Source organism: Winslowiella arboricola (assembly GCF_025527015.1).
GTDB classification, from domain to species: Bacteria; Pseudomonadota; Gammaproteobacteria; order Enterobacterales; family Enterobacteriaceae; genus Erwinia; species Erwinia arboricola.
In genome coordinates this window covers 459888-486428 of the sequence record NZ_JAODIM010000043.1, presented here as the reverse complement: position 1 = coordinate 486428, position 26541 = coordinate 459888, and the positions used below count along the sequence as shown (strand labels likewise).

Sequence of the window (26541 nt, the reverse complement as noted above, 5' to 3'; positions counted from 1 at the left end):
CCTGTTATCCATCAGACTATTTCGCTGTTAATTAACTCGATACAAAACAAAGGTATAATTATGTCTTTATTAATGGCGATAAAAAATATTTTGCCAGCTTCGCTGACGCGCAGCAAAAATCGCCCCGCCAATGGCATCTATGATTGCCAGAATCTGCCGGATTCATTGTCGGCAGCGGGCCTGAGTAATAAAGCATCCGGTATTCTGATGACCTTTGTTCCTCCTTATGGCGATTTTGCACGCGTCAGCCAGGCATGGCAGCGTTTTACTTCTGCTGATTTAACCGTGCTCACGCTGTCGTCTAACGGCGCGCTGAGCAGCAGTGGTCGTGATACCACTTATTGTGATGGTGCCGGTCAGCAAGGCAGCTGGCTGTTTCTACCGGACAGCCTGATAGCGCAGCACGAAGTACATATTGTCGATCTGCATGTTCGCGATACCCACAGCGCAGCCGATCGCATCCAGGCGATTCAGCGCGAACTGCAAACCCTGCAACTGCGGATGCCGCTGTCATCGGATCGCTCTTTTGCCATGATCTACTGTGATGGCCTGTCAGCTTCCGAGGGCTTCCTGATGCAGGCCTGGTATAACAGCGGTCGCTTCCCCTGCCTGGCGATTGGCGGGTCTGCGGGGGGTAAGATTGAGTTTGATGGCACCTGGATGAGCGTCGGCGGGAAAATCCTGCAGGGCAAAGCGGTCATTGTCTTTTGCCAGATGGCGGCGGGTAAATCCTTTGCGCCGTTTAAAAGCCAGAACTTTACGCCACGGGATACCAGCTGGCTGATTGCCGAAGCCGATCCGGTGGCGCGTAGCGTGACCTCGGTGTTTAATCAGCAGGGACAGCAGCAGCCGTTTACCGCTGCGCTGGCGGAATATCTCGGCTGTGATCAGCAGCAGCTGACGGAACGTCTGCAGGGATTAACCTTTGGCGTTAAAGTCGGTGCGGAATATTTTATTCGCTCGATTGCCAAAATCGAAGGTGGCTGCGTCCAGTTTTACTGCGATCTGGAGTTTGGCGACCGCCTGTATCTGCTGGAAGAAAACGATTTTAAACAAAGTACTTATCAGGACTGGCAACGCTTTATCGCCCGGCGCGGCAAACCCGCGGCGATTCTGATGAATGACTGTATTCTGCGCCGCGTCGGTAATGACGGCCAGCTGCATAACGCGCACTTCTTTAAAGGTCTGCCCGCCGCCGGTTTCTCTAGCTTTGGTGAAATCCTTGGCGTGCCGATTAACCAGACACTGTCGGCGCTGGTGTTTTTCGATCACGATGTGAAAGCGATGGTCAATTTCCCGGTGGAGTACGCCGGTTATGCCGGACACTACGCCCAGCGCGCCCTGCGTCGATGGGAGACGCTGAATGCGTTTCAGACCCGCGTGCTGAATCGCATTGTCTCCTATCAGCAGGAGCTGGCGCCGCTGATGGAGGCGCTGCCGATGCTGGAAAGCGCGACGCAGAGTCAGAATGAAACCCTTGGCATGGCGGAAAACAGTATTCGCTCAATCAGTGATATCGCCATCCAGAGCCAGCAGGCGCAGAACCGCCTGGTGGAAGGGCTGGACGATCTGGAGAATATTTCGGCTGGTATTAATGATATTACCAGTGGCATCAGCAATATCGCCTTCCAGACCAACCTGCTGTCGCTGAATGCGGCGGTCGAAGCAGCACGCGCTGGTGAGGCCGGACGTGGTTTTGCGGTGGTGGCGGCAGAAGTGCGTCGGCTGGCGCACTCCTCGAAAGAGCAGGCGGATGCCACCGCAGGCAATATCAGTGAGGCGGTAAGTACCATTTCCCGCATCCGCACGGTTGCCAGCGATACGGTGCAGACGGCAACCAATATGGCGCAGCACAGTATTTCCGCTGCTGATGCGATTGCCGCAATGGGGCATAAAACCAACAGCGAGCGGGAAAGTATCGCCAGGCATCTGGGCAGCCTGCGCACGCTGACTGCCGGTATGGATGCGATGCAGGACGCCGTAGCGCAGTTAACGGTATTGCAGCAACTTTCCGGTGGGAAATAGTGCGCAGTCACGCCCTTGTTTAAGGGCGTGACTTTCTGCCCTAAAGCTTCCGCAATGCAGGCCGATAGTCAGTTAATTCCCGACTATTATGATGCGCCGAGGTTTATGATGAAATTCATCTGTATCACTCTTTTGACCGCCAGCTGTGCGTTGCTCACAGCCTGCGGATCCAGCAGCAAACAACCTGACAGCTTTGCATATGTAAATCGTGCGGCGACGCAATGCACCACGCAATTACAGATCGAAAATCAGTATGTCACCGGTAAAAAAACGCTGGCGCCGATTTTTTATGTAAACCGTCAGTTTAGCCAGACAGCGGAAAACAGAGCCGCTGAGTCCCATGTTCGCGCCATTCCTTATTTCGAAGCCAGCGCTTTGGATAAAGGCTCGCCTGGCAGCGCCTGGCGTACCTGTATGGCGCGTCGTGATGCGAAAATGGCTTCGGCATCGGTGAGCTAATGCTGTCTTCAGGCCGCAACGATGCGGCCTGAAGACTATTCAGCCACCGTTTCACTCTCCAGACGCTGACGACGGCGCAAATGGGGAAATAGCTTCATCCAGACCGCAACCACTACCAGTGTACCCACCCCGCCCAATACCGCCGCGGGCACCGCGCCCATTAATGCCGCCAGCAGACCCGACTCAAACTCACCCAGCTGGTTAGAGGTATTAATAAAGATGCCATTCACCGCATTGACGCGTCCGCGCATATCATCGGGTGTATCCAGCTGTACCAGTGCGCCGCGGATTACCATACTAATCATATCGAATCCGCCCAGCGCCGCCAGCGCCAGCATCGACAGCCACAGCTGGTTCGACAGCGCAAAGATTAATGTCGCAACGCCAAATCCGGCCACCGAGCCAAACATAATCATGCCGACATTTTTTTCCAGCTTGTTACGGCTTAGCCAGATGCCAACCAGCAACGCGCCGACTGAGGGTGCGCCGCGTAACATACCCAGCCCCCATGGACCGGTATGCAAAATATCTTTAGCGAAAATCGGCAGCAGCGCGGTGGCGCCGCCCAACAGCACGGCAAACAGATCGAGCGAAATCACGCCCAGCACATCGCGGCGCGCGCGAATAAAACCGATGCCGGCAAACAGGGTTTTTAAGCTGGCAGGCAGACGTGGTTGCGGTGGCCGCTCGTAACGAATACGGCTGACCATAATTATCGACAGCAGATAAAACGCCGCGGCCACGCCATATACCACATCTGGTCCGGCAACATATAAAAAGCCGCCAATGGTCGGGCCAACGATAACCGCCGCCTGCCCCCCGACTGCATTAGCTGCCGTGGCGCGCGCCAGAATACCTGGCGGAACCAGCGAAGGCAGCATCGACTGCATCGCCGGTCCCTCCAGCGCTTTCGCCAGCGCAATCAGAAACACCAGACCCCAGAGCGCATTTTTATCTGACCACTGAAAAACCGTCAGCAGGATCAGCGCGACCAGTGCGCCCCATTCGAGGATCTGCCCGCATAACACGATGCGGCGGCGATCGTACTGATCCGCCAGATGACCGGCCGGTAACGCCAGCAGCACCGAAGGGAGAAATTGCATTAAACCAATCATACCCAGCGCCATCGCGCTGTTGGTCAGGGCGTAAATTTGCCAGCTGACCGCCACTGAAAACATCTGAAAGCCAAATGAAGAGCAGGTGCGCGCCAGCCAGAAAGCGACAAACGCGCGGTGTCGCAGCAACGAACTGTCCGTTGCTGTTGCCAGTAAACCCATATGCCATCCCTATAATTTTTATTGTCCGGCGGTATTGCGCCAGCGTCGGCAGTAAGCCAGACGATTATTGACGACCTGAGGTCGTTATTTATTTCTTGCCGCCTACAGGTTGCGTGATTTTGTGCAGAGTGACAACGACAAAGTGTGCGCTATATCTCATTACCGCCCAAATTAACCCGCTGATCTGGCTAAATTAAACCGTAATTCTGCCGATAACCAACTCGGTCGATTACGTATTCACTCCTTCATCCACAACGGGTAACGCAGGGGAATAAATAATGATAACAAGTCTGGTATCCCGATTACGCAATAGCAGAATTTCTTATAAGCTTTCTCTCGGCTTTGGCGTAGTTCTGCTGCTGGTGGCGCTGGCTACGGCGCTCAGTGTTGTAAGATTTAACGCCATTCGCCATATTTATGAAAAAACCAACCTGGTCTATGACATCAATATTGAGGTGTTTCAGGCCAAAATTAACCGGCTGAAATATCTGTATAACGGCGATGAGAAGTCCGGTAAGGTCATGTCCGGTTTTGTTACCCACGCCTCGCAGTTAACCCAACAGGCTAATCAGCTCGACTGGGCTGGCGAACAGAAGCAGATTATTAACGATATTGCCGCCCATCTCGACAGCTTTCAGAGCAGCATCACCGCGATGACCGCCGCCACACAAAAATTAGCCGCCCTGCGCACTCAGCTTAATAGCAACAACAGTAAAGATCTCTCCGCCAGTTATACGCTGCTTATTGGCTCACCGCTTGCCGACCAGGCGATCACCAGTGCGCTGTTTACGCAACTGCTGGCTATCAGCCAGATCCGTGAAGAAGCTTATGTCCTGACCTTTAGCGCCAGTGATGCGTTACGCCAGTCATTAAACAGCCATTTTGCCAGCGCGCAGAGTGCGATGGCGGACCTGATGGCGCAACTGCCGGTTGAAAGCCAGCGTGCACTACAAAGCCTGTGGAATGATGCCGTCAGCTACAAGCAGCTAAGTGAGGAGTATCAGGCCAGTTATGCGCAGTTACGGGCCGCAGAAGATTCAGTCAAAACCGCAGGCGATAAGAGCAGCGCCTCGATTAAGCAAATTATGACGCTGGTCAAAGCCGAAGATGACAGCCTGACCTTTGGTTCTGCACGCATTATGTTAATGATGGGCGCGCTGGCGATCCTGTTTGGCATTCTGGTGGCCTGGTCGATTATCCGCCAGATTACCCGACCGGTGAGGCAGAATCTGGCGCTGGCAGAGCGTATCGCCAGTGGCGATCTCAGTTCTGAATTCCATACCGACCGTGATGACGAATTAGGCCAGTTAACGGCGGCGATGGGACGGATGAACCAGCGTCTGCGCACGGTGATTGGCGATGTGCGTGACAGCGTGATCACCGTGGCGCACGCTTCCAGCAGTATCAACAGCGGCAATACCGACCTGTCGACCCGAACTGAACAGCAGGCCGCGGCGGTAGTAGAGACGGCGGCCAGCATGGAGCAACTGACCTCGACGGTCAAAAACAACGCCGATAACGCCCGTCATGCCAGCCAGATTGCCGCTCAGGCATCAAAAACCGCCATTGATGGCGGTGCTGCAGTGCGCGATGTGGTGAAAACCATGGGTGATATCTCTGCCAGTTCAAAGAAAATTGCTGATATCACCGCGGTGATTAACAGCATCGCATTCCAGACCAATATTCTGGCGCTGAATGCCGCCGTGGAGGCCGCCCGTGCGGGCGAACAGGGACGCGGTTTTGCCGTGGTGGCCAGTGAAGTGCGTAATCTGTCGCAGCGCAGTTCGCAGGCGGCGAAAGATATCGCTCAGCTGATCAGCGAATCGGAGTCGCGCATTGATAACGGTAACCTGCAGGTGGCCCGTGCCGGCGACACTATGGAAAATGTGGTCAGCGCAATTACGCGGGTTAACGATATTATGGGTGAGATTTCATCCGCGTCCGAAGAGCAGAGCCGGGGCATTGAGCAGATCGCCCGCGCGGTCAGCGAACTGGATACCACCACGCAGCAGAATGCCTCACTGGTGTCAGCCTCTTCGATTTCAGCTAACGCGCTGGAGGAACAGGCGGTATTGCTGGAGAATCTGGTGAATCATTTCCGTCTGGAAAGGCGTGCATAACTTGCGACACGGGCGGCGAAAACGCCGCCCCTACATACTCCTGTGATTTTTCCGTAGGGGCGGCGTTTTCGCCGCCCGTAAAAACCACTAATTTCATTTGGCACTCAGAACATTCAACCCGCCACATTCGCCAGAGTTAAATGTCCGGTCTGGAACAGAGTAGGCTTAATAACAATCTCAATATCACAGCCTAACCGGTTCAGACAATCCATCAGTTTACGCTCGGACAAATTAGCGAAATCGCCGCGAAACAGGTTAGAGACTTTAGCCTGACTGATCCCCATTCGTTTACCGGCCTCTGCCTGAGTTAAATTCAGCCGCCGGATGGACTTGATAATTTCAATGGCGAGGCCCGATTTGATTTTATGTTTTTCTGCATCGCGAAAGCCCAGGTCGGCAAACACATTACCGGAACCCTGTTCTACCGGGATATCGTTAATGATTTTCTCTTTCATTTCTTATCTCCAGAGCCATTTGTGCAGCCACTTTCAATCGTTTGCGGATGAGCTCCATATCTTCTTTCGGTGTCACAATACCCTGCTTACTTTTTTTCTGAAAAGCATGCAAAACGAATACAGCCTCGGCAAATTTCACTGTATACACCGCACGATATGTGCCACCTGCATTGTCTTCCACGACTTCCAGTACGCCCGCGCTACCAAATCCTTTCAATACTTTGGCGTCGTCATGCTTTTCACCCCGCTGGGCGAAATCCAGTGCAAAGCCAAAGAAGCGCTGCACCCCCTTCGGCAGTGACAACAAATCCTTTTTACTGCTACCAATCCACAGCAGCGGTCTTTCTCCATATGTCTCCATCCCTGATATACCTTTTCTGGTATTGACCAGATCAATATACCGTAAAGGGTATAAATAGCAATACTAAAGTCAGCAGGTACGGGCAGCAAACAGGCTGCCCTGACAAAAAACATCACTATTTCCGCGCCCGATGGCTGAGCAGATACACCGCCGGGATCACCAGCATCGACAGCAGTGGCGCACTGACCATACCGCCAATCATCGGCGCTGCGATGCGCTGCATCACCTCGGATCCACTGCCGCCGCCCCACATAATCGGTAACAGCCCGGCCATAATGGTGGCGACAGTCATCGCTTTTGGCCGTACACGCAGCACCGCTCCGCGATGGATAGCCCGATGCAGCGCCTCTGACGATAACGGCTGACCATTTTTCTGCTCTCCGGCAATCGCCTGGTTAAGGTACAGCAGCATAATAACGCCAAACTCCGCCGCCACACCGGACAGCGCAATAAAGCCCACCGCCGCCGCCACCGACAGGTTATAGCCCAGCAGATATAACAGCCAGACGCCGCCAATCAGCGCAAAAGGTAAGGTGGCCATAATCAGCAATGCATCCCTGATGCTGGAGAACGTCACATACAGCAGGAGAAAGATAATTGCCAGCGTCAGCGGCACCACCACCTGCAGTGTTGCCGTCGCACGTTCCAGATATTCAAACTGCCCTGACCAGCTAAGCGACACCCCTTGCGGCAGTTTCACCTGCTGCTCAACCGCGTTCTGCATCTCTGTCACCGCAGATTTCAGATCACGCCCGCGCAGGTCAACATAGATCCAGTCGGAAAGACGGGCGTTCTCACTTTTTAGCATCGGCGGGCCGTCGCTGATACTGATGTCCGCCAGCTGTTGCAGGGTGACCTGAGCACCGCTGGCGGTGAATACCGGCAACTCGCGCAATTTATCCAGTGAATCTCTGATCTCACGCGGATATCTGACGCTAATCGGATAGCGTTCCCGTCCCTCCAGCGTTTCACCAATATTGTCACCCCCAATCACCGCCGCGACGATCGATTGCAGCTCAGCGACCGGCACGCCATAGCGCGCCGCTTTGCGCCGATCAATATCGATATCAATATAGCGCCCACCCGCCAGCCGTTCGGCCAGTGCCGACGTCACGCCGGGTACTTTTTTCACTACCAGCTCGATCTGCTGCGCCACCTGCTCTATCGCGGCAATATTATTACCGTTCACCTTAATGCCGACCGGACTCTTAATCCCGGTAGCCAGCATATCCAGCCGGTTTCTGATCGGCGGTACCCAGACATTGGCGATACCCGGCACGCTGACAATGCTGTCGAGTTCGCTGACCAGCTTGTCCATGGTCATACCGTCACGCCATTGATCGCGCGGTTTAAAACGGATGGTGGTTTCCAGCATGGTCAGCGGCGCAGGATCGGTGGCACTGTCAGCGCGACCCGCTTTGCCGAATACTGAAGCCACTTCCGGCACCGTTTTGATTAGCCGGTCAGTCTGCTGCAACAGGCGCGATGCTTCCCTGACTGAGATGCCGGGCAATGTCGACGGCATATACAGCAGGTCGCCCTCGTCCAGCGCGGGCATAAATTCGCTGCCAAGCTGACTGAGTGGCCAGGCGGTGGCGGTAAGTAACAGGCTGGCAATCAGCAGCGTGATTTTCGGCCACGCCAGCACCCGCGTTAATAGCGGCTGATAGACGCGGATAAGTACGCGATTTAACGGATTGCTCTGCTCGGCGGGGATCTTGCCGCGAATAAAATAGCCCATCAGCACCGGCACCAGCGTAATTCCCAGCCCGGCGGCGACGGCCATCGCCCAGCTTTTGGTAAACGCCAGCGGCGCGAACATTTTTCCTTCCTGCGCCTCAAGGGAAAATACCGGTATAAACGACAGCGTAATAATCAGCAGGCAACAGAACAGCGCAGGCCCAACTTCCACCGCCGCTTTTTCCGTCATTTGCCAGTATTGCGCCGCGCTGGGTGTGCTGTCGGGATGTTTATGCCGCCACTGTTCCAGCACTTTATGCATATTCTCAATCATCACAATGGCGGCATCGACCATCGCACCAATAGCGATGGCGATGCCGCCCAGCGACATAATATTGGCGTTGACGCCCTGATAATGCATCACAATAAAAGCGCCAAGAATGCCGAGCGGTAGCGAAATAATCGCCACCAATGCCGAGCGAAAATGGAACAGAAACAGCGCACAGATCAGCGCCACCACCACAAATTCCTCAAGCAATTTGTGTGACAGTGTCACTATGGCCCGTTCAATCAGCTGCGAGCGGTCATACACTTCGACAATTTCCACCCCGGCAGGCAGTGATTTCTGCAACTGGCTTAGCCTGGCTTTCACCGCATTGATGGTTTCCAGCGCATTTTTACCACTGCGCATCACAATAATGCCGCCAGCCACTTCGCCTTCACCATTCAGTTCCGCGACGCCGCGCCGCATTTCCGGCCCGATGCGGATTGTCGCCACATCCGAAAGTAAAATCGGGATGCCGTCGCGCGTGTCAATCAGCACATTATTGAAATCCTCAGTGCTGCGCAGATAGCCGGCGCTTCTGACCATATATTCCGCTTCGCCCAGCTCCAGCACCGAACCGCCACCACTCTGATTGGCATTCTGCACGGCGGTGATCACCTGCTGATGCGTGATATTACGCGCACGCAGTCGATCCGGATCGAGGATCAGCTGATACTGTTTCACCATGCCGCCAACGCTGGCAACTTCCGCCACATTGGCTACGGTTTTCAGCTCATATTTCAGCATCCAGTCCTGAATCGCGCGCAGATCCGCCAGGCCGTGTTTGCCGCTTTTGTCGGTCAACACATACTCATATACCCAGCCGACGCCGGTGGCATCCGGCCCGAGGGAAGCACGGGCTTCAGCTGGCAGTATCGCCTGCGCCTGGCTGAGATATTCCAGCACCCGCGAGCGCGCCCAGTAAGGATCGGTGCCGTCGGCAAACAGCACATAAACCCAGGCATCACCAAACATCGAATAACCGCGCACGGTTTTCGCCCCGGGCACCGACAGCATGGTGCTGGTCAGCGGCCAGGTGACCTGATCCTCAACCAGCTGCGGGGCTTTGCCAGGATAACTGACGCGGATAATCACCTGCACATCCGACAGGTCCGGCAGCGCATCCAGCGGCGCTTTCTGTAGCGACCAGATCCCCCATGCCGCCATAAACAGCGCCGCCAGCAACACCATTAGTCGATTACGCAGCGACCAGCGAATAACGGAAGCAATCATCAGTGATGCTCCTTATGCTGCGCTGCATCTGCTGGCGCTGAAGCGGATTCTGGCGCCTGCATCTGCGCTAACCCGCTGCGCAGACTGGCTTCTGAATCGATCAAAAATTGCCCGGACGTCACCACCCGCTGGCCAGGCTGTAATCCACTGCTGATTTCCGTCCAGCCATGCTGTGAACGGCCAGTGGTTACCGCTACCGGCCTGAAAAAGCCATTATCCTCTGCCAGCAGCACACGGTTATCGCTACCACTGCTGATCAGCGCTTCCTGCGGAATCGCGATAACCTGCTGCGGCGCAGCATCCGCCGCAATGGTGGCGGAGAGCGTCATACCTGGTTTCAGCTGCAAATCGTGGTTACTTAGCGTGACTCTGGCCTGCAATGTGCGGCTGCTGCTGTCGAGACTGGGCAGCAGCTCAGTGACTTCGCCGTAAAACTGCTTACCCGGCCAGCCGTCGGCGCTGACGGTGACCAGACGGCCTGTTTTCACGTTGTCGGCGTTGCTGGCGGGATAGTCGATAACAATCCATAACTGATCGAGGCTGGCGAGTTCAAACAGCGCCTGCATACTGGCAACCTGCGCGCCTTTGCGCACCTCCAGCTTACTGATATAGCCATTTTCCGGCGCGCGGATCACCACACGCGGCTGTGGTTTGCCGCTGCGCTCAACTTCACGAATAATCTCCTGCGGCATAAACAGCAGTGCCAGACGCTGGCGCGCAGCAGCGTTAAGCGCACTGTCTCGCAGCTGGCGCACCGCCAGATACTCCTGCTGTGCGGCGGCCCACTCCGGGATCCATAAACGCGCCAGCGGCTGGCCTTTATGAACACTTTGCTGTGGCGCGCTGACATACAGTTCTTCTATCAGCCCGCCAGCGCGGGCGGCAATAATCTGCATATTGCGCTGATTGTTCTGTACCGTGGCAAAGGCGTGAGTCTGCACATCTAACGTTTTTTGTATGACTTCAGCGGTTCTGACACCAAGGTTTTGTTGCTGTCGGGCAGTTATCGTCACCCCGCTCTGCTCCGCGTCCGCCTCGGCATAACGCGGCACCAGATCCATATCCATAAATGGCGATTTGCCCGGTTTAGTAAAATGCTGATCCGGGCTCATCGGATCGTACCAGTAGAGCACTCGCTTTTCGGCAGCCGGGCTTTGTGGCACGGCCGCAGGCTGCACGGCTTTGCCGGCAAAATAGCCAGCCGCTATCGCGCCAGTAAGCAGCAGTGCGCCAGCGATAATGTTGGTCTGTGTTTTCATCATGATACGTCCTGCGGGTTGAGATAGCGGATAGCAGCCCACAGCATGGCCATCTCTTTTTCCGCACTGATTTTGTCGATTTCGCTGCTCAGTAATGCCCTGCGCGCGTCGAGTACCGCCGCCAGATCGGATTTCCCGGCCAGATACTGTGCGTTAAGGATGCGTACCCGGCTCTGTTGCAGCGGGATGATGGTTTCGGCCTGTCGCCGCCATAGCGAATGTGCCGCCTGATATTGCGCCAGCAGCGTATCCAGTTGCGCCTGATGCGCGCGCCGCTGAAGCGTCAGGGCATCGTTCGCCTGCCAGGCGCGGGCGACATCGGCGGCATACGCTTTATCCTGACGACGAGCGGTAAAGATTGGCAGATCTACCGTCACCATGACGCCAGCCATATCGTCGTAGTTATCGGCGCGCCTGGCGTAATACAGCTCGACACCGATATCCGGAATCGCCGCCACCGCTGACTGCGCTGTTTTTGCCTGCGCGGTTTCGCTTTCGCGCCGCGCCTGGATAATTTCCGGGTGGCTGTCGATGCGCTGTTGCAGGCTCTGCTCGCTGGCGGGCAGCTGTTGATAACGTGGCAGTTCGCCGCTTACGCCTTCGACCTGCTGCCCGGTCAGCTGGCGCAGTTTGTATCGCGCCATCGCCACATCACGCGCCGCGTTATCCTGTTGATCCTGCATCGCCGACAGTGTCAGTCGGCTGTCCAGCAGATTGCTGGCGTCAGTATTGCCTGCACTGTTGCGGATAGCGATCTGCCGGCTGCTTTCCGTCACCAGCCGGTTTACCGCGGCATAGCCCTGCAGTGACAGCGCTAATGCCAGCCATGCCTGGGCGGTTTCCCGTTGCAGACTGGCGACAATCACCGCCTGACCGGCAGCGGTTTGCTGCGCTTCGGCGCGAATCACCGCCGATTTTTTCTCGCGTTTCGTGCTGCTGATATAATCCTGCATAACGCCCACGCGCTGCATAGTCATACCTTCGCGCGTCAGGCGATGCGCATTGCTGCCGCCCAGTGGCAGATTTTCAATGCCGAATTTAAGTTGAGGATCGGGCAGTTCCATGGCGGAATCGGCCATGTTATTCAGGGCGTTGACCTGATGATGATTCGCGGACAGTTCGGCTGAAAAGCGTTGCGCCAGCCTGAGGGATTGTTCCAGTGACAGATCCGCAGACCAGACCACCGGCGCAACCACGGCAAAAAGTATCCCGAACAGGATTTTTGCGTGATGCATAGATTATCTCCAGAAAAAGTAAGTTGGTTAAAAACTGCTTAACTCACTGATTTCTGGTTATTCTCTGAAACGACAGAAGCGTATTTCGGCGGGCGGGCCGGTGACCGGCGGACGCAGCCAGTCGAAGTGGAATTTTTTTGCCACCACATCGCTCACCGCCAGCCGTAGCCCCGGATCGGCAGCAATCGCCACCACATGCAGTGAAGCATGGTCATCCTGCAACGGATCGGGCGCGCAGTGTTTATCACACAGTGACGCCTGCGCCAGCATCTGCTGACTGTGCTGCTGGCTGGCACCGGGCATGCAGCTAAAAGCCAGGCTGCACTCATGGGACGCCAGCGCTAACTGGGCGCTAAAAAACAGCCAGCACGATACGCAAAGCAGTATCAGTCGTCGCTGCTTTCTGCGTATCAGTGATATGCCAATATTGATTAAGCGCCTGAACATGCTTATTCACCTGCTTAAAACACCGGTGAATTATAGACACAATAATTTTTTGAAATAAAGACGAAGGCCGGTAATTATTTATAAATTTAGGGTTTAAAAACAACAACCTGAGTCGCGATAATTTTTTACATTAGCGCCTGAATGTTAATATCAGACGCCAGAATAACGCAGCTGGTTTACTTTATTTTAATAAACAGCGGCTAATTTAACTTATCCAGTACCTCATCCAGCACGCGCAGGAAAATATCGGCGTGTTCGCGGTTAAACGGTAACGGCGGACGGATTTTGATAATATTGGCGGCCGGGCCTGCGCTACTGACCAGCACCCCATTCTCACGCATCAGATTCACCACTGCGCTGGCTATTTCACCATCCGGTGTTTGCTGGCCGTCATCCTGCACCAGTTCAAGGCCGAGGAACAGTCCGGCGCCACGTACATCACCGATCACGCGGTACTTCTGTTGCAGGCTGCGCATTCCGGCCAGCATATACTCGCCGGTGCGGGCAGCGTTCTCCATCAGCTGCTCTTCTTCGATGATATCCAGCACCGCAGCCGCCGCGGCAATCGAGATATGGTTGGCGCCGAAGGTATTAAAGTAGCGCGCGCTTTCACCGAATTTACGCTGTATCTCCTCTTTAAACAGCGTGGCGGCAATCGGCAGACCATTGCCCATCGGCTTACCGATCACCACCATATCCGGCACAATGCCGTGGCGCTGGAAGCCCCACATATGCGAGCCGGTTCGCCCAAAACCGGGCTGCACTTCGTCGGCGATATAGAGCGCACCGTGGCGGTGCACTACCTCAAGAGTTTGCTGCAAAAACCCTGCCGGTTCGGCAAAAATGCCGTCGCTGGAAAAGATGCCATCGGCAATAAAAGCCGCAGGCTTGATGCCGTGACGGCGCAGATAAGCAAAAGCGTCAGCGACATCGGCCGCCAGCTGTTTACCCACATCCCCACCTGCTGCCCGGTAGCTGTCAGGCGCGGGCACGGTGACCACATGCTGGCCCAGCGCCACATTTTCGCCCAGCGAGGGGGAAATCTCCGCCGCTGCCGCCGTTACGCCATGATAGGCGTTTGCCGTAATTACAATACCGCTGCCGCCAGTGTGACTGCGGGCGATGCGCAACGCCAGATCCACCGCTTCACTGCCGGTACAGGTGTACATAATACGGTTGATTGCCGCCGGAAAGGTCGCCAGCAGACGTTCAGAATAGTTAAGCACCTGCTCGCCGAGATAGCGGGTATGGGTATTCAGCTGCGCCGCCTGCGCGGAGATCGCCGCCACCACTTTCGGGTGGCAGTGTCCGACCGATGGCACATTGTTATAGGCATCAAGCAGTGCATTGCCGGCATCATCATACAGCCAGACGCCTTCTGCCCGTACCGGGTGCAGCGGCTGCTGGTAAAACAGACGATAAGACGGACCGAGCAGCGCCTGACGGCGTGCGACCAGCTCGCGGGTTTTCGCCGATGGCTCACCAGCGGTGACAGTAATGGTTTGCTTCATCTTAGTTTGCTCCTGTGCAGGCTGCGGTAAAACGCGCAAGGATCGCTTGCGGGGCAATTGCTTCAAGTTGCGCCAGCTGGTTCCCGACCAGCTGATTATGCCGGGTCAGACGCGCATGGTGCTCGGGAAACAGCGTGGCGCGCCACTGCGTAATGGTTAAGCGCATCACCATGCGCATCACAATGGCCGGATACAGCAGACCGATCTCGGTGGCGCTCAGGGTTCTCAGGCTGGCGTAGCCCGCCAGAAAATCGCAGATATCACTCAGCGCATTTTCACCCGGCCCAATCTGATAGGAGGCGGCGATGGCGACATCAAACAGCACCGGCGCATGCACCATATCGCCGAAATCGATAATGCCGCTGATCTGTTCCGGCTGTTCAGCGTCAGTGAGAATGTTTTCTACATTGAAATCGTTATGGATCACCTGCACTGGCAACGTCGCCATCACTGGCAACACCTGCTGTTCAAAGCGTTCAATCGCGCACTCAAGGCTGTGACGTGAAGCGGCATCGCCAAAGGAAGGCAGTAACTCACGCATCGCACTGGCATGTGACATATCCCAGGTAATACGGTGATGCGCCGCCGGATGGTGAAAACTTTGCAGGGCATTTTGCAGCCGCGCCAGCATCACGCCGACGTTGTAGCGTTGCGCTGCCGAGGGTGGTGCCCGGCGCTGTGCAATGCCGGGCAGGAAAGTGACTAAACGCACGCTGCGCTGCTGGCCTGATTCATCGGTAATCAGATGATTGGCGTCACCCTCCAGCGTGGCGATCACCCGCTGCACAGGAATACCGTTATCCACCTGCGCCACATGCTGTAAGGCGGCGCTGTGCATCGCCGAAACCGCCGGATCTTCCGCCGGGCTGAGAATTTTCAGCAGGTATTCGCTGCCCTGTTGCAGGGTTAAACGGTAATTGGAATCCTTCTCCCCCCATAACCATTCAGCACGGCCATCAAGACCATAGACTCTGCGGGCAATCGCCTCGGCTTCAGCGGCCTGCACAATCGCCGCACTGGTTGTCAGCTCGGCTCCCATCGCCGCGCCCCGGTCCGGGGTTGTCGCTGCTGTCATTGGGCTATCTCCTGTTATTTTTAGCACGAGTCTGGCCGTCCCTTAGCAAAAAAGGGATCGTGCCAGACCGGGAAATTAGTTGTGCAGCGGCGTGCTGATAAAGGCTTCCGGCCAGGCCGCCTGATACGCGGCAGCCAGTTTCAGCACAATATCGTCACGATAACGTGCGCCGACAAATTGCAGACCAATCGGTAAGCCGGATTGATCGAATCCGCAGGAGACAGAGACCGCAGGTTGCCCTGTCATATTAAAAGGATAGGTAAACGGCGACCAGTCAGACCAGTCCTTCCCTTCCACGCCGCCCGGGAAATCCACACCCGCTTCGAGGGCGGTTAGCGGCATGGTCGGTAGCATCAGCGCGTCATATTTCTCGTGGAACAGCGCCATGGTGACCTTCAGATCGGCGCGCACCTGTTCGGCGGCGATATAGTCGCGGGTGCCCAGCGCCTTCGCCTTTTCACAGATGGTCAGCAGACCCGGATCCATTAAGCTTTTCTGCTGCTCCGTCAGATTTAGCTGTTCAAGGGTATAAGCCTCGGCGGCATACCATAGCGCCAGCATCGCATCCTGCGGATCGCTAAAGCCCGGATCGACCTCTTCAACAATCGCCCCCATTTCACTCAGGCGATGCGCCGCGCGTTCCACTGCCGCCGCCACATCCGGCTGCACGCGGGCAAAGCCGAGATTGCGGCTGTAGCCGATACGCATCCCTTTTACCGATGCGTTTTTAATCGCCGCCACCCAGTCGGGTACCTGATCCGGGCAGGAGCCATAACGGGCTGATGGCGTTGGTCCGGTGGTGGCATTCAGAAACAGCGCCGCATCTTCAACGGTACGGGTTAACGGCCCGCGGTGCGCCAGCTCCATCAGGGGCGTAACGGTATCCGCCGGGATCCAGCCGTAGGTCGGTTTAATGCCAAAGATGCCGCAAAACGACGCCGGAATGCGGATCGATCCCGCGCCATCCGAACCTTCGTGCAGCACCCCCATATTCAGCGCCGCCGCCACTGCCGCGCCGCCGGAAGAGCCGCCGGAGGCGCGATCGGTACGCCACGGATTCAGCGTATTACCAAACGCCGGGCCATGAGTCACCCCTTTCCAGCCAAACTCCGGTGAGGCGGTAGTACCCAGAATGGTGACGCCAGCAGCGCGCAGGCGCTGCATAATCAGAAACTCTTTCTCCGCCGGTTGCGTCGAACCGAGCGCCGAGCCACGTCGCCACGGGATGCCCTTCACCGGCGTTAACTCTTTAATGGTGGTCGGCGCGCCATCCAGCGGACTTAACTGCTGGTCTTTATGCCAGCGCGCTTCGGACGCTTTCGCCTCTGCCAGCGCCAGCTCCGGCACCACATACGCAAAGGCGTTTACCTGCGGGTTAAAACGTTCAATACGATCCAGTGCGGCCTGGGCGGCCTCTACCGGCGAGGCTTTACCACTGGCAAACAGAGCCGACAGCTCGGCGGCGGTCATTTCACCCAGATCGGTTTTTCCACTTGTGCTCATAACGGGCTGCTCCTGTTAGTGTGATTCAGCAAGACGATTAAGCGCGCGGCCAACGCCGTCGAACATCTCGCTAATCTGTTGTTCAGTGATAATCAATGGCGGGCAAAAACAGATCGCCTCGCCGATATTGCGTACCATCACCCCTTCTGCCTGGCAGGCTGTTTTCAGCGCGGCGGCGGCCATACCGGCTCCGCCGGACCAGGGGTTGAGTTCCAGCGCGCCAATCAAACCGACGCCACGTGACGAATGCGCCAGTGGATGTTCGGCAAGGGCGCTGAGTCCGGCGAGGAAATGGCGCTCCATACGCGCCGCATGGCCCACCAGATCGCGTTCGAGAATAATATTGATATTTTCCAGCCCGACAGCGGTGGCCACCGGATGACCGGAAGCAGTAAAGCCATGGCCAAAGGTACCCTGTCGCACGGATTCATCAGCAATCGGCTGATAGACGGCGTCATTCAGCAGCACCGCTGACAGCGGCATATAGGAGGAGGAGATCTGCTTGGAGAGCACCATCATATCCGGTTCGATGCCCCAGGTTTCACAGGCGAACAGTTTGCCGGTGCGGCCAAAACCGGTAATCACCTCATCGGCGACAAACAGGATGTCGTATTTACGCAGAATCGCCTGCACGCCCTGCCAGTAACCCACAGGCGGCATCAGCACCCCGCCCGCGCCCATTACCGGTTCGCCCCAGAAGGCGGCAATGGTGTCGGCGCCCTCTTCGAGGATCAGGTTCTCCAGGTCGTTCAGCATGCGTACGGTAAAGCTGGCCTCACTCTCCCCCGGCTCAGCAAAATGCACATATGACGGGCAGGAGGTGTGGATCATGCGATCCAGCGGTAAATCGAAACTCTGATGGTTGCGAGCGATGCCGGTAATCGAAGCGGCGGCAATGGTGACGCCGTGGTAGCCCTTGATACGTCCGATGATTTTCTTTTTTGCCGGTTTACCCAGCGCATTCGAACGATACCAGACCATCTTGCAGGCAAGGTCATTGGCTTCCGAGCCGGAAGAGGTGAAATGCACTTTAGACATTGGCACCGGCGCCAGGCTGATCAGCAGTTCAGCCAGATCGACCGACGGACCGTGGGTTTTGTCATTAAAAGTATGATAATACGGCAGTAAGGCCATCTGCTTTGCCGCCGCTGCCACCAGGCGTGGCTCGCTAAAGCCCAGCGCTACTGACCACAGGCCCGCCATCGCTTCGATATAACGTTTACCCTGATTATCGGTGACATAGATACCGTCACCGCTCTCGATAACCAGACCGCCGGTCTGTTCGTACTGGCGTAAATCCGTATTCTGGTGCATCTGAAAAGCGATATCGCGACCTTCAATCGAATCTGCGGAAAATGTCATTAATTACTACTCCGGGTTGAGAATTGTGCCAGTCAGCTGGCCATCAGCGCTTCTTTGGCGCGTCCGGGGATCGCCGCAATCAGTTTTTGCGTATAGGGATGGGTCGGCGCATTAAAGATATTGCTGCCGCTGCCCAGCTCAACCACCTGTCCCTGCTGCATCACCATCACCCGGTCACAGATTTGTGCCGCTACCCGCAGGTCGTGGGTAATAAACACCAGCGAAAGATTCAGTTCGGCTTTCAGCCGCGCCAGCAGCTCCAGTACCTGCGCCTGAATGGAAACATCCAGCGCGGAGACCGCTTCGTCGGCAATAATAATTTCCGGATCCAGCGCCAGCGCGCGGGCTATACCGATACGCTGCCGCTGACCACCGGAAAATTCATGCGGAAAACGGTTTGCGCCACGTGCATCAAGTCCTACCATCTCCATCAGTTCGGCGGCGCGCTTCATCGCCAGCTTCGGGTCTTCACCGTAAGCTATCGGCCCCGAGGCGATAATACGGCCCACTTTTTCGCGCGGATTCAGTGACGAAAAGGGATCCTGGAAGATCATCTGAATACGGCGTCGCACTGCGCGCAGCGTGTCGCCTTTCAGGTGCGCCATATCGTTGTCGTTCAGCAACACCCGGCCGCTGTCCGGATCCTGTAGCCGCACCAGACAACGCCCTACCGAGGATTTGCCGGAACCGCTTTCGCCGACAATGCCCAGCGTTTCGCCGCGCCCCAGCGTAAAGCTGACATCCCTGACCGCATGGACCGACTTCGCTTTGGCAAATATGCCGTCTTTGATGTGATAAGTTTTATTCAGCTGTTCGACCCTGAGGATGGTTTCGCGCTCGACGCTCTGCGTAACGCCGCTGGCCGGACGCGGGATCGCGGCAATCAGCTTTTTGGTATAGGGATGGCCGGGCGACAACAGCACCTCATCGGCGGTACCCTGCTCGACGATGCGCCCCAGCTGCATTACGGTGACAAAATCGGCAATTTCCGCCACCACGCCAAAGTCATGGGTGATAAACATCACCGCCATATTGCGCTTTAGCTGCAGATCACGGATTAAGTGCAGGATCTGCGCCTGGGTAGTGACGTCCAGCGCGGTAGTCGGCTCATCGGCGACTAATACCTGCGGTTCCAGCGCCAGCGCCATTGCAATCACCACCCGCTGACGCTGGCCGCCGGATAACTGGAAGGGATAAGAGACCGCCGCGCGTTGCGGATCCGGCAGCCCGACTTCGGTTAGCAGCTCAAGCGCTTTCTGTTTGCGCTGTTTCGCCGTCAGCAGGCCGTGAGCCTCGAATACCTCTTCGATTTGCGCCGAGATTTTCATTAACGGATTCAGCGCTGACATCGGCTCCTGGAAAATCATCGCCACCCGACGGCCACGTACCGCGTACATCGCCTCCGCTGGCAGCGTCAGCAGGTCGGCCTGCTCGAGCAGAATACGCCCCTGCGCCACCCGCACCGTATCCGGCAGCAGGCCCATTAGCGCATTGGCTGACATCGACTTGCCAGAGCCACTTTCGCCGACCACGCATAGCATTTCACCGGGATGGATTTTAAAGCTGACGCGATCGACGGCGTACAGGCGGTCAGCGCCTTCGGGTAACGCGATACTCAGGCGGTCAATATGCACAACCGGCGTGCCGCGATCGGTGAGTGCGCCGGGATGCATCACCGGCTCATTAGCGTGTTGGATGCTCATCATTATTTCCGCCCTTTACGTGTCAGTCGTGGATTCAGCGCGTCGTTCAGCCCTTCGCCGACCAGATTCAGGGCTAATACCGTCAGCAGAATGGCGATGCCCGGAAACACGCTGATCCACCAGGCCTGGCGGATAACAGTGCGGCCAGCGCCGATGATATAGCCCCACGACATAATGTTGCGGTCGCCAAGACCAAGGAACGACAGCGCGCTTTCAATCAGAATCGCCGCCGCCACCATCATTGAAGCCAGCACAATAATCGGTGAAAGCGTATTAGGCAGGATCTGACGCCAGATAATGGTGCGACTGGTCTGCCCGGAGAGGATTGCCGCCTCGATAAACTCACGTGAACGCAACGACATCACTTCGCCGCGCAGCAGGCGCGCTACCGGCGGCCACGAGACAATGGCGATCGCAATCACAATTGAGGTAATGGATGGCTGGAAGATCGCTACCAGCACTATCGCCAGCGCAAAGCTCGGCACACTCTGGAAGAACTCGGTAAAGCGCATCAGCACATCATCGACCCAGCCGCCGAAGTAACCCGCCATCGCGCCAACCGGAATACCGATGAGCAGCGAAACCACGGTGGAGATCAGCCCGATTAACAGCGAAACGCGTGCGCCATAGGCCAGACCGGCCGCCAGATCGCGCCCCAGCGGATCGGTGCCGAGAAAGTACTGTCCGACGGTAAAGGGCGGCAGAAACGGTCGCTGCACCATCGCCCACGGCGACTTTTCATACAGAAACGGCGCGGCGATGGATAACACAATCACCAGCAGCAGAATAAGCAGGCCAATCACCGCGCCGCGGTTTTGCGAAAAACGTTGCCAGAAATCTTTCATGAAGCCACCCGGATTCGAGGATCAACCAGCCGGTAAAGGATGTCGGTGATCAGATTGAAAAACAGCACAATCGCCGCGGAAACCACAAACACGCCAAGCAGCAGGTTGTAGTCACGCTGGGTCAGCGCATCAAACATCAGGCGGCCAATACCTGGCCAGGCGAATACCGTCTCAATCAGCACCCCGCCGCCGACCAGCTGGCCGGCCTGCAATCCGGCCAGCGTGACTACCGGTAGCATCGCATTACGCAATATGTGACGGCGCTGAATCTGCCCCGGACGCAGTCCTTTGGCTTTGGCGGTTTTAACAAAGTCCATCTGATTGACCTCCAGCATCGATGCGCGCGTCATACGGGCATATACCGCCATAAAGAACAGGCCAAGGGTGCCCGCCGGTAAAATCAGATGCTTCAGCACGTCAGTCGCATACGCCAGACCGGTGAAATCACTGCCAACGGTGCTGTAGCCAAAACCCGGCAACCAGTTCAGCTGGACGGAAAACAGCAGCACCGCCATCAGCGCCAGCCAGAACAGCGGCGTGGCATAGAAAATCAGCGCGACAAACGAGATCAGCGAATCTGACCAGCGCCCCTGACGCGCCGAGGCCACGCTGCCGCCAAGGATCCCCAGTCCGAGGGAAATCACAAAGGCGGTAAACGACAGCAATAAAGTGGCCGGCAGCCGATCGAGAATCAGCTGCAACACCGGCAGGCCCTGACGATACGAAAAGCCAAGATCCAGATGAATAACCGACGACAGATAGATAAACAGCTGCATATACAGCGGCTGATTAAGCCCAAAGCGTTCCCGCAGCTGATCGAGGAACAGCTGATCGCTGTCCCCGGCTTCACCGGCCATTACCATCGCCGGATCGCCCGGCGCCATATGGATCAGGAAAAAATTTAAGATGGTAATACAGATAAGTATCATCACTGCTTTCAGGAGCCGAACAGCAATAAATCGGATCATGAGTGTCTCCGGCGTTAATAATTATAAAAAAACAGTCAGCCGCGTTATTGCTTAATCCAGGTGTCACGCAGTGAATCGGAGAGACCGTTAGCGGTAGTGATTAAGTCCTGATATTTACAGTTGTAAATGGTCGGGAATCCCAGATCCAGTAACCAGGCAACCGGTACATCGTCACGTAATTTCGCCTGAACCTGCGTATACAGTTTCTGACGTTCTGAAGAGGGAAATGCCATCGCTGCCTGTTTAAATAACTGATCAACTTCCGGGTCAGAATAACCTTCAACATTATTCCATGGATTGCCTTTGGCGATTTGCGCAGAGATATAGTTACGCTCTACGCCAATTGCCGGATCGCCATTCTGGAACATATAAGTAAAGGCAATATCATAATCCCATGACGAGACACGCTGATTCCAGCCCGCCACATCAGCCGATTCAATGGTCACCGGAATACCGACTTCCGCCAGATTCTGTTTTACCGCTTCTGCCCAGCGCTGCCAGGTTTCGCCATAAGGCAGAGGCAGCAGACGTAATGTTTTACCGTTATAACCAATCTCTTTTAACAGTGCTTTGGCCTTTGCCGGGTTATGCTCATATTTCGCGCCGACATCCGCATAAAACGGTAATTTGGCGGAGAACGGACCGGTCGCCACTTTGCCATAACCGTTCCATAATGCATCTTTGGCAAAATCCCGATCCAGCGCATACATAATTGCCTGGCGGAATTTAACGTTATTCATCGGTGCGACACGATTATTGAGCCACAGAAAAGAGAGTGGAGAAGTATATTCCCAGCCCTTTTCAGTGGTACAGGTGTCAGCCAGGGCGGATAAGCGTGGAATATCGTAGTTTTCCACTGACCCACCGGGCAAAATATCTACCGTGCCGGTTTCATAGGAAACTGCGCGCGAAGCACCATCCGGGATAATATGGTATAACACCGCGTCAAGATATGGCCGACCTTTCAGATAGTAGTCAGGGTTTTTTACCAGTTTAATAAAGTTACCGCGTTGCCACTCTGCGAATTTAAACGGACCGGTGCCAATCGGTTTTTCATTTGCCGGATTGGTCGTATAGTCGGTATCCTTATAAATATGTTCAGGCACAATGGGCATCGCACTGAAGCTGAAACTGCGGATAAACGGCTCATACGGATGTTTTAGCTTGATTATGATAGTGTTAGCATCTGGAGCAGTAACGCTGCTGACATGTTCCATGGTGCTGCGATGGCGCGGCTGGGTTTTCATCAGAAAATCATTAAGCGTAAACAGCACATCTTCCGAGGTCATAGGCTGACCATCGTGGAATAACACATGCTCCTGCAAATGAAAGGTATAAGTTAATCCATCCGCTGAAATTTCCCAGGATTTCGCCAGTGAAGGTTGCGGTTGCAAGTTACCGTCATAGCGCAATAAACCTTCATAAATATTGCCACCAACCAGTTGGCTGGGGCTATTTGTCGTCACCCCCAGCATTAATCCTGTGGGTTCAGGTTGCACAATCAGATTTGCCGTTCCGCCGGACTGAGGGGCAGCATTAACACCACTGGCAAGCATAACCGAAATAAATAACGCCGAGAAAACACTTTTCATAAAGCGGCCCTTATTAGTTGCTTTGGATTTTTAATGGCTTCCTGAAACAAATAATAGTGTATTGCTGTTTTACTTAATTAAGTAATATTAAAAACCTATATTACTCATTTAATGAAAGTGATTTCTTATGGCGTTTAATTCAATCAGGTTACCATACCTGTGCGGCAATAAATTTTGTCACCAGATACTCTTCTAATCCTTCAATTCCCCCTTCACGCCCAAAGCCGGAATCTTTTATCCCGCCAAACGGTGCGTCCGGCAAGGCTATTGGCTGGCCATTCACTGAAATCATTCCTGATTCAATAGCATCAGTCAGTCTGCGGGTGCGTGAATAAGAGGTAGTATATAAATACGCTGCCAGTCCATAAGGTAGACGATTAGCTTCCGCAATCGCTTCTTCTTCCTGATTAAAACTATTAATAATCGCAACCGGGCCAAAAGGTTCTTCATTCATAATGCGTGCAGATAAAGGAACATTACACAGAATAGTGGGCGCAAAGAAATAACCGTCTCGTTCAATTCTTTTACCGCCACTGACTAAGGTTGCGCCTTTTTCCACTGCATCTTCGACCAGTGCAGTGATTGCCTGCAGATGACGCTGGTGAATTAATGGCCCCATATCCGTCTCCTGATGCAAACCATTCCCCACGCTGATATTTTCTGTTGCGGTTTTAAATGCCGCGGTAAATTCAGTGAAAATGCTTTTTTCTACCAGAATTCGGGTGGGAGAAACACATACCTGACCTGAATTGCGATATTTCGCGGGAACCAGAGAAGCGATAACTTTATTTACTGGCGCATCAGCAAATACCAGCACCGGTGCATGGCCGCCCAGTTCCATGGTGGAGTACTTCAGATGATTACCAGCGGCCGAGGCCAGCAGACGGCCAACGGGCACCGAGCCGGTAAATGACACTTTGCGAATTTGCGGCCGGGCAATAAGAACTTCCGAAATCATCGCCGGATTGCCATACAGCAGTTGTAACACTGGCGCTGGCACACCGGCATCAATAAACGCCTGCAGCAGGTCTGTGCCGCAGAACGGGGTATCTTCCGCACCTTTCAGAATCACCGAACAACCGGCAGCCAGTGCTGCGCCCAGTTTGCGCGATGATTGCGACAGCGGAAAATTCCATGGCGTAAAGGCGGCGACCGGGCCAATCGGCTCTTTACGTACCACCAGATCGGTCGCGGCGTCTGCGCCTGGCAGCACGCGGCCATAGATGCGACCGGCTTCCTGTCCGTACCATTCAATATTATCGGCGCTACGCAGCACTTCGGCGCGCGCTTCCGCCAGCGGTTTGCCATTCTCGCGCGTCAGGGTATGCGCCATGGTTTCACAGCGTGCCCTGATTAATGCAGCGGCTTCGATCAGAATACGACCTCGCTCGGTAGCAGCGGTTTTACGCCATATCTGAAACCCCTCTTCTGCCACCGCCACTGCCTGCAATATCGTCGCTTTGTCGGCGATGGCGTAGTGGCCCAGCAGCTTTTCACTGGCCGGATCCAGTACGTCTCCCTGCGACAAACCCGCGCTTAACCACGCTCCGGCCACATACAGCGGTGCGCGCAACAGTGAATCAGCATGTTCGGTGGTACGGCAATTCTCAACCTGGTTTGGCTTAGTCATCGTCAAGGTTTCAGTTTTATTGTGCAGGATTTCACCATATCATCAATCAACTTGCTTGCAAGAAAAACTTTTATTGGATATAAACTTTTACATGAATAAAGAAAATACTCCCGCAAAAGCCCCCGGGCTAAGAGAACGTCAGCGTGCTGCGCGTCGTCAGGGTATCCTGTTCGCAGCCGGTGACCTGTTTGAAATCAATGGTTTTGAGGCAACCAGCCTGGAAGATGTGGCGGTTAAGGCAGAGTTATCGATCCCCACTATCTACAGCTTCTTTAAGTCGAAACAGGATCTGCTGCTCGGTCTTATTGAGGAAGATCGCTACCTGTCGGTGCCCAAACTGGAAGCGTTACTGGAGGAACTCTCTGACGATCCGGTAGCGGTGTTTGTTGAGTTCGGCAGGATTATGTTTATGCATGGCTACGACTTTCGTCATAAGAAGGTGTGGCGTGAGATTATGGCGGCGTCTTTCCGCGTCTCGGAAGATCAGAACCGTTACCGGGAAATGCAGCAGGTTAATGGCCAGTATATTCGTGCCGCCATTGATAAGCTCTGCGACAAAGGCAGCCTGCGCGCGGATCTTAATCGGGACAGCGCCCTGCGTCTGTTACAGAATAATTTAAGCCGGGTTTTCCAGCTCTATATCTTAAACGAAGAGATGAGCGTGGAAGAGATGATGGCGATGCTGCAACAGGATCTGTCCACGCTGATGAGTGGGATGAGGAAGTATGCTGGTGATAAGGCCGACTGGCTATGACTGACGGGAAAGTTTAATACGACTCAGGACACCGCTACAAATGCGCGCCATATTAATTTTGTCTTTTTTAGCTACACCTATACGTCCGATATATTGATCATGGTTCAGCATAAACTCAATGACTAATACTGGGTGCGCTTCAGGGGAAAAATTATTTGGCTGGAATGTAAGAACCAGTAAGGGATCTTGCGCCCGTCTCTTTTGTTCGCGGGTAATGCACTGACTGTCGTTGAGAACTCGGGTATGGAACAGATCTGCATACAGGGCAATGTAGTTACCATTACCATCAGTATCTGAGGCTTTTACCCGACCCCAGGTACGCTCCCTTTCGATCTCATAAACCTCTACATAACCCTGCTCATTCTACAAGTCGATGAGATCAAGGATTTCATCGACGTAAAGAAACGCTTTCGCCGCATTAAAGCCGAAATATGAACTGTTTTTATCAAACAGGCTTGATCTGTCGGCGCATGAAATATACTGTCTTTTCACTGGCTTGAGTTCCTTTCAATGCCAGCCATTCTCATCTAATCCCCAGGTATCGCGCAGGAAATTAGCCCGACGTTCTTCACGGGTCAATCCGGTGATCCGTTTATGCCCCGCTTCGCGAGACTCTGCAATCATCTCACTTATACGCTCAGAATTCTCAGGCACAAGAGTTTTCATTAAAAACCTCCTGGTTAATTACCAGACAATTATAACGCAATTAAAGATGGCGCAAA

21 protein-coding genes are annotated in these 26541 nt (G+C 54.9%); 4 read left to right on the top strand and 17 right to left on the bottom strand.

Features of this window, described 5'->3' with window-relative positions; genetic code table 11:
* Positions 1-60: 60 nt before the first annotated feature.
* Both N5923_RS19705 and N5923_RS19700 read left to right on the top strand, forming a co-directional pair.
* Positions 61-2025: a methyl-accepting chemotaxis protein gene (locus tag N5923_RS19705; RefSeq protein WP_267140571.1), complete on the top strand. Its 1965-nt coding sequence runs from the start codon at positions 61-63 to the stop codon at positions 2023-2025.
* Positions 2026-2130: 105 nt separating this feature from the next.
* On the top strand, positions 2131-2484 hold the full coding sequence (locus N5923_RS19700) for a hypothetical protein (RefSeq protein ID WP_267140570.1): 354 nt from the start codon (positions 2131-2133) through the stop codon (positions 2482-2484).
* A gap of 35 nt (positions 2485-2519) precedes the next feature.
* Here the strand turns inward: N5923_RS19700 and N5923_RS19695 are convergent, their stop codons facing one another.
* On the bottom strand, positions 2520-3761 hold the full coding sequence (locus tag N5923_RS19695) for an MFS transporter (RefSeq protein WP_267140569.1): 1242 nt from the start codon (positions 3759-3761) through the stop codon (positions 2520-2522).
* A gap of 278 nt (positions 3762-4039) precedes the next feature.
* On the opposite strand from N5923_RS19695, the gene N5923_RS19690 reads away from it, so the two are divergent.
* On the top strand, positions 4040-5881 hold the full coding sequence (locus N5923_RS19690) for a methyl-accepting chemotaxis protein (RefSeq protein ID WP_267140568.1): 1842 nt from the start codon (positions 4040-4042) through the stop codon (positions 5879-5881).
* A gap of 113 nt (positions 5882-5994) precedes the next feature.
* On the opposite strand, the gene N5923_RS19685 is transcribed toward N5923_RS19690, so the two are convergent.
* From N5923_RS19685 to N5923_RS19615, 15 genes are all read right to left on the bottom strand, one after another.
* Positions 5995-6336 carry a helix-turn-helix domain-containing protein gene (locus N5923_RS19685; RefSeq protein WP_267144679.1) on the bottom strand — a complete coding sequence of 114 codons (342 nt, stop codon included), beginning with the start codon at positions 6334-6336 and terminating at the stop codon, positions 5995-5997.
* Entirely contained in the window at positions 6317-6697 is a 381-nt protein-coding gene (locus N5923_RS19680; protein WP_267144680.1) for a type II toxin-antitoxin system RelE/ParE family toxin, read from the bottom strand. Before N5923_RS19680 ends, N5923_RS19685 begins: the two co-directional genes overlap by 20 nt.
* Before the next feature lie 115 nt (positions 6698-6812).
* Positions 6813-9935 carry an efflux RND transporter permease subunit gene (locus N5923_RS19675; RefSeq protein WP_267144681.1) on the bottom strand — a complete coding sequence of 1041 codons (3123 nt, stop codon included), beginning with the start codon at positions 9933-9935 and terminating at the stop codon, positions 6813-6815.
* Entirely contained in the window at positions 9935-11197 is a 1263-nt protein-coding gene (locus N5923_RS19670) for an efflux RND transporter periplasmic adaptor subunit (protein WP_267144682.1), read from the bottom strand. Before N5923_RS19670 ends, N5923_RS19675 begins: the two co-directional genes overlap by 1 nt.
* Entirely contained in the window at positions 11194-12429 is a 1236-nt protein-coding gene (locus tag N5923_RS19665) for a TolC family protein (protein WP_267144683.1), read from the bottom strand. The genes N5923_RS19670 and N5923_RS19665 overlap by 4 nt, the downstream gene beginning before the upstream one ends.
* Positions 12430-12486: 57 nt before the next feature.
* Complete coding sequence (locus tag N5923_RS19660; protein WP_267144684.1) at positions 12487-12876, bottom strand: hypothetical protein; 390 nt, start codon at positions 12874-12876, stop codon at positions 12487-12489.
* Positions 12877-13076: 200 nt separating this feature from the next.
* Complete coding sequence (locus N5923_RS19655) at positions 13077-14387, bottom strand: aspartate aminotransferase family protein (protein ID WP_267144685.1); 1311 nt, start codon at positions 14385-14387, stop codon at positions 13077-13079.
* Between the two features lies 1 nt (position 14388).
* The gene (locus N5923_RS19650; RefSeq protein ID WP_267144686.1) at positions 14389-15462 is read right to left on the bottom strand and encodes a phosphotransferase; all 1074 of its coding nucleotides are present in this window, start codon (positions 15460-15462) and stop codon (positions 14389-14391) included.
* Positions 15463-15537: 75 nt separating this feature from the next.
* Complete coding sequence (locus tag N5923_RS19645; RefSeq protein WP_267144687.1) at positions 15538-16965, bottom strand: amidase; 1428 nt, start codon at positions 16963-16965, stop codon at positions 15538-15540.
* Positions 16966-16980: 15 nt separating this feature from the next.
* Positions 16981-18327: an aspartate aminotransferase family protein gene (locus N5923_RS19640; protein WP_267144688.1), complete on the bottom strand. Its 1347-nt coding sequence runs from the start codon at positions 18325-18327 to the stop codon at positions 16981-16983.
* A 32-nt stretch (positions 18328-18359) separates the two neighbouring features.
* Positions 18360-20030 (bottom strand): ABC transporter ATP-binding protein, encoded by a 1671-nt coding sequence (locus N5923_RS19635; RefSeq protein WP_267145124.1) that lies wholly within the window; start codon positions 20028-20030, stop codon positions 18360-18362.
* Positions 20031-20032: 2 nt separating this feature from the next.
* Complete coding sequence (locus tag N5923_RS19630; RefSeq protein WP_267144689.1) at positions 20033-20875, bottom strand: ABC transporter permease; 843 nt, start codon at positions 20873-20875, stop codon at positions 20033-20035.
* On the bottom strand, positions 20872-21843 hold the full coding sequence (locus N5923_RS19625) for an ABC transporter permease (protein WP_267144690.1): 972 nt from the start codon (positions 21841-21843) through the stop codon (positions 20872-20874). Before N5923_RS19625 ends, N5923_RS19630 begins: the two co-directional genes overlap by 4 nt.
* 44 nt (positions 21844-21887) lie before the next feature.
* A complete protein-coding gene (locus tag N5923_RS19620; RefSeq protein WP_267144691.1) occupies positions 21888-23435 on the bottom strand; it encodes an ABC transporter substrate-binding protein in 1548 nt (515 codons plus the stop codon).
* Positions 23436-23583: 148 nt separating this feature from the next.
* Positions 23584-25065, bottom strand: a complete 1482-nt coding sequence (locus tag N5923_RS19615; protein ID WP_267144692.1) for an NAD-dependent succinate-semialdehyde dehydrogenase — start codon at positions 25063-25065, stop codon at positions 23584-23586.
* A gap of 91 nt (positions 25066-25156) precedes the next feature.
* On the opposite strand from N5923_RS19615, the gene N5923_RS19610 reads away from it, so the two are divergent.
* Positions 25157-25819 (top strand): TetR/AcrR family transcriptional regulator, encoded by a 663-nt coding sequence (locus N5923_RS19610; RefSeq protein WP_267144693.1) that lies wholly within the window; start codon positions 25157-25159, stop codon positions 25817-25819.
* Positions 25820-26326: 507 nt separating this feature from the next.
* Here N5923_RS19610 and N5923_RS19605 read toward each other — a convergent pair.
* Positions 26327-26485, bottom strand: a complete 159-nt coding sequence (locus tag N5923_RS19605) for a hypothetical protein (RefSeq protein ID WP_267144694.1) — start codon at positions 26483-26485, stop codon at positions 26327-26329.
* Between the last annotated feature and the right edge of the window lie 56 nt (positions 26486-26541).

What these genes read in the sequence shown, in the direction of transcription:
- N5923_RS19705 (WP_267140571.1), top strand. Translation starts at nt 61, where the DNA reads ATGTCTTTATTAATGGCGATAAAAAATATTTTGCCAGCTTCGCTGACG.
- N5923_RS19700 (WP_267140570.1), top strand. Translation starts at nt 2,131, where the DNA reads ATGATGAAATTCATCTGTATCACTCTTTTGACCGCCAGCTGTGCGTTG.
- N5923_RS19695 (WP_267140569.1), bottom strand. Translation starts at nt 3,761, where the DNA reads ATGGGTTTACTGGCAACAGCAACGGACAGTTCGTTGCTGCGACACCGC.
- N5923_RS19690 (WP_267140568.1), top strand. Translation starts at nt 4,040, where the DNA reads ATGATAACAAGTCTGGTATCCCGATTACGCAATAGCAGAATTTCTTAT.
- N5923_RS19685 (WP_267144679.1), bottom strand. Translation starts at nt 6,336, where the DNA reads ATGAAAGAGAAAATCATTAACGATATCCCGGTAGAACAGGGTTCCGGT.
- N5923_RS19680 (WP_267144680.1), bottom strand. Translation starts at nt 6,697, where the DNA reads ATGGAGACATATGGAGAAAGACCGCTGCTGTGGATTGGTAGCAGTAAA.
- N5923_RS19675 (WP_267144681.1), bottom strand. Translation starts at nt 9,935, where the DNA reads ATGATTGCTTCCGTTATTCGCTGGTCGCTGCGTAATCGACTAATGGTG.
- N5923_RS19670 (WP_267144682.1), bottom strand. Translation starts at nt 11,197, where the DNA reads ATGATGAAAACACAGACCAACATTATCGCTGGCGCACTGCTGCTTACT.
- N5923_RS19665 (WP_267144683.1), bottom strand. Translation starts at nt 12,429, where the DNA reads ATGCATCACGCAAAAATCCTGTTCGGGATACTTTTTGCCGTGGTTGCG.
- N5923_RS19660 (WP_267144684.1), bottom strand. Translation starts at nt 12,876, where the DNA reads ATGTTCAGGCGCTTAATCAATATTGGCATATCACTGATACGCAGAAAG.
- N5923_RS19655 (WP_267144685.1), bottom strand. Translation starts at nt 14,387, where the DNA reads ATGAAGCAAACCATTACTGTCACCGCTGGTGAGCCATCGGCGAAAACC.
- N5923_RS19650 (WP_267144686.1), bottom strand. Translation starts at nt 15,462, where the DNA reads ATGACAGCAGCGACAACCCCGGACCGGGGCGCGGCGATGGGAGCCGAG.
- N5923_RS19645 (WP_267144687.1), bottom strand. Translation starts at nt 16,965, where the DNA reads ATGAGCACAAGTGGAAAAACCGATCTGGGTGAAATGACCGCCGCCGAG.
- N5923_RS19640 (WP_267144688.1), bottom strand. Translation starts at nt 18,327, where the DNA reads ATGACATTTTCCGCAGATTCGATTGAAGGTCGCGATATCGCTTTTCAG.
- N5923_RS19635 (WP_267145124.1), bottom strand. Translation starts at nt 20,030, where the DNA reads ATGAGCATCCAACACGCTAATGAGCCGGTGATGCATCCCGGCGCACTC.
- N5923_RS19630 (WP_267144689.1), bottom strand. Translation starts at nt 20,875, where the DNA reads ATGAAAGATTTCTGGCAACGTTTTTCGCAAAACCGCGGCGCGGTGATT.
- N5923_RS19625 (WP_267144690.1), bottom strand. Translation starts at nt 21,843, where the DNA reads ATGATCCGATTTATTGCTGTTCGGCTCCTGAAAGCAGTGATGATACTT.
- N5923_RS19620 (WP_267144691.1), bottom strand. Translation starts at nt 23,435, where the DNA reads ATGAAAAGTGTTTTCTCGGCGTTATTTATTTCGGTTATGCTTGCCAGT.
- N5923_RS19615 (WP_267144692.1), bottom strand. Translation starts at nt 25,065, where the DNA reads ATGACTAAGCCAAACCAGGTTGAGAATTGCCGTACCACCGAACATGCT.
- N5923_RS19610 (WP_267144693.1), top strand. Translation starts at nt 25,157, where the DNA reads ATGAATAAAGAAAATACTCCCGCAAAAGCCCCCGGGCTAAGAGAACGT.
- N5923_RS19605 (WP_267144694.1), bottom strand. Translation starts at nt 26,485, where the DNA reads ATGAAAACTCTTGTGCCTGAGAATTCTGAGCGTATAAGTGAGATGATT.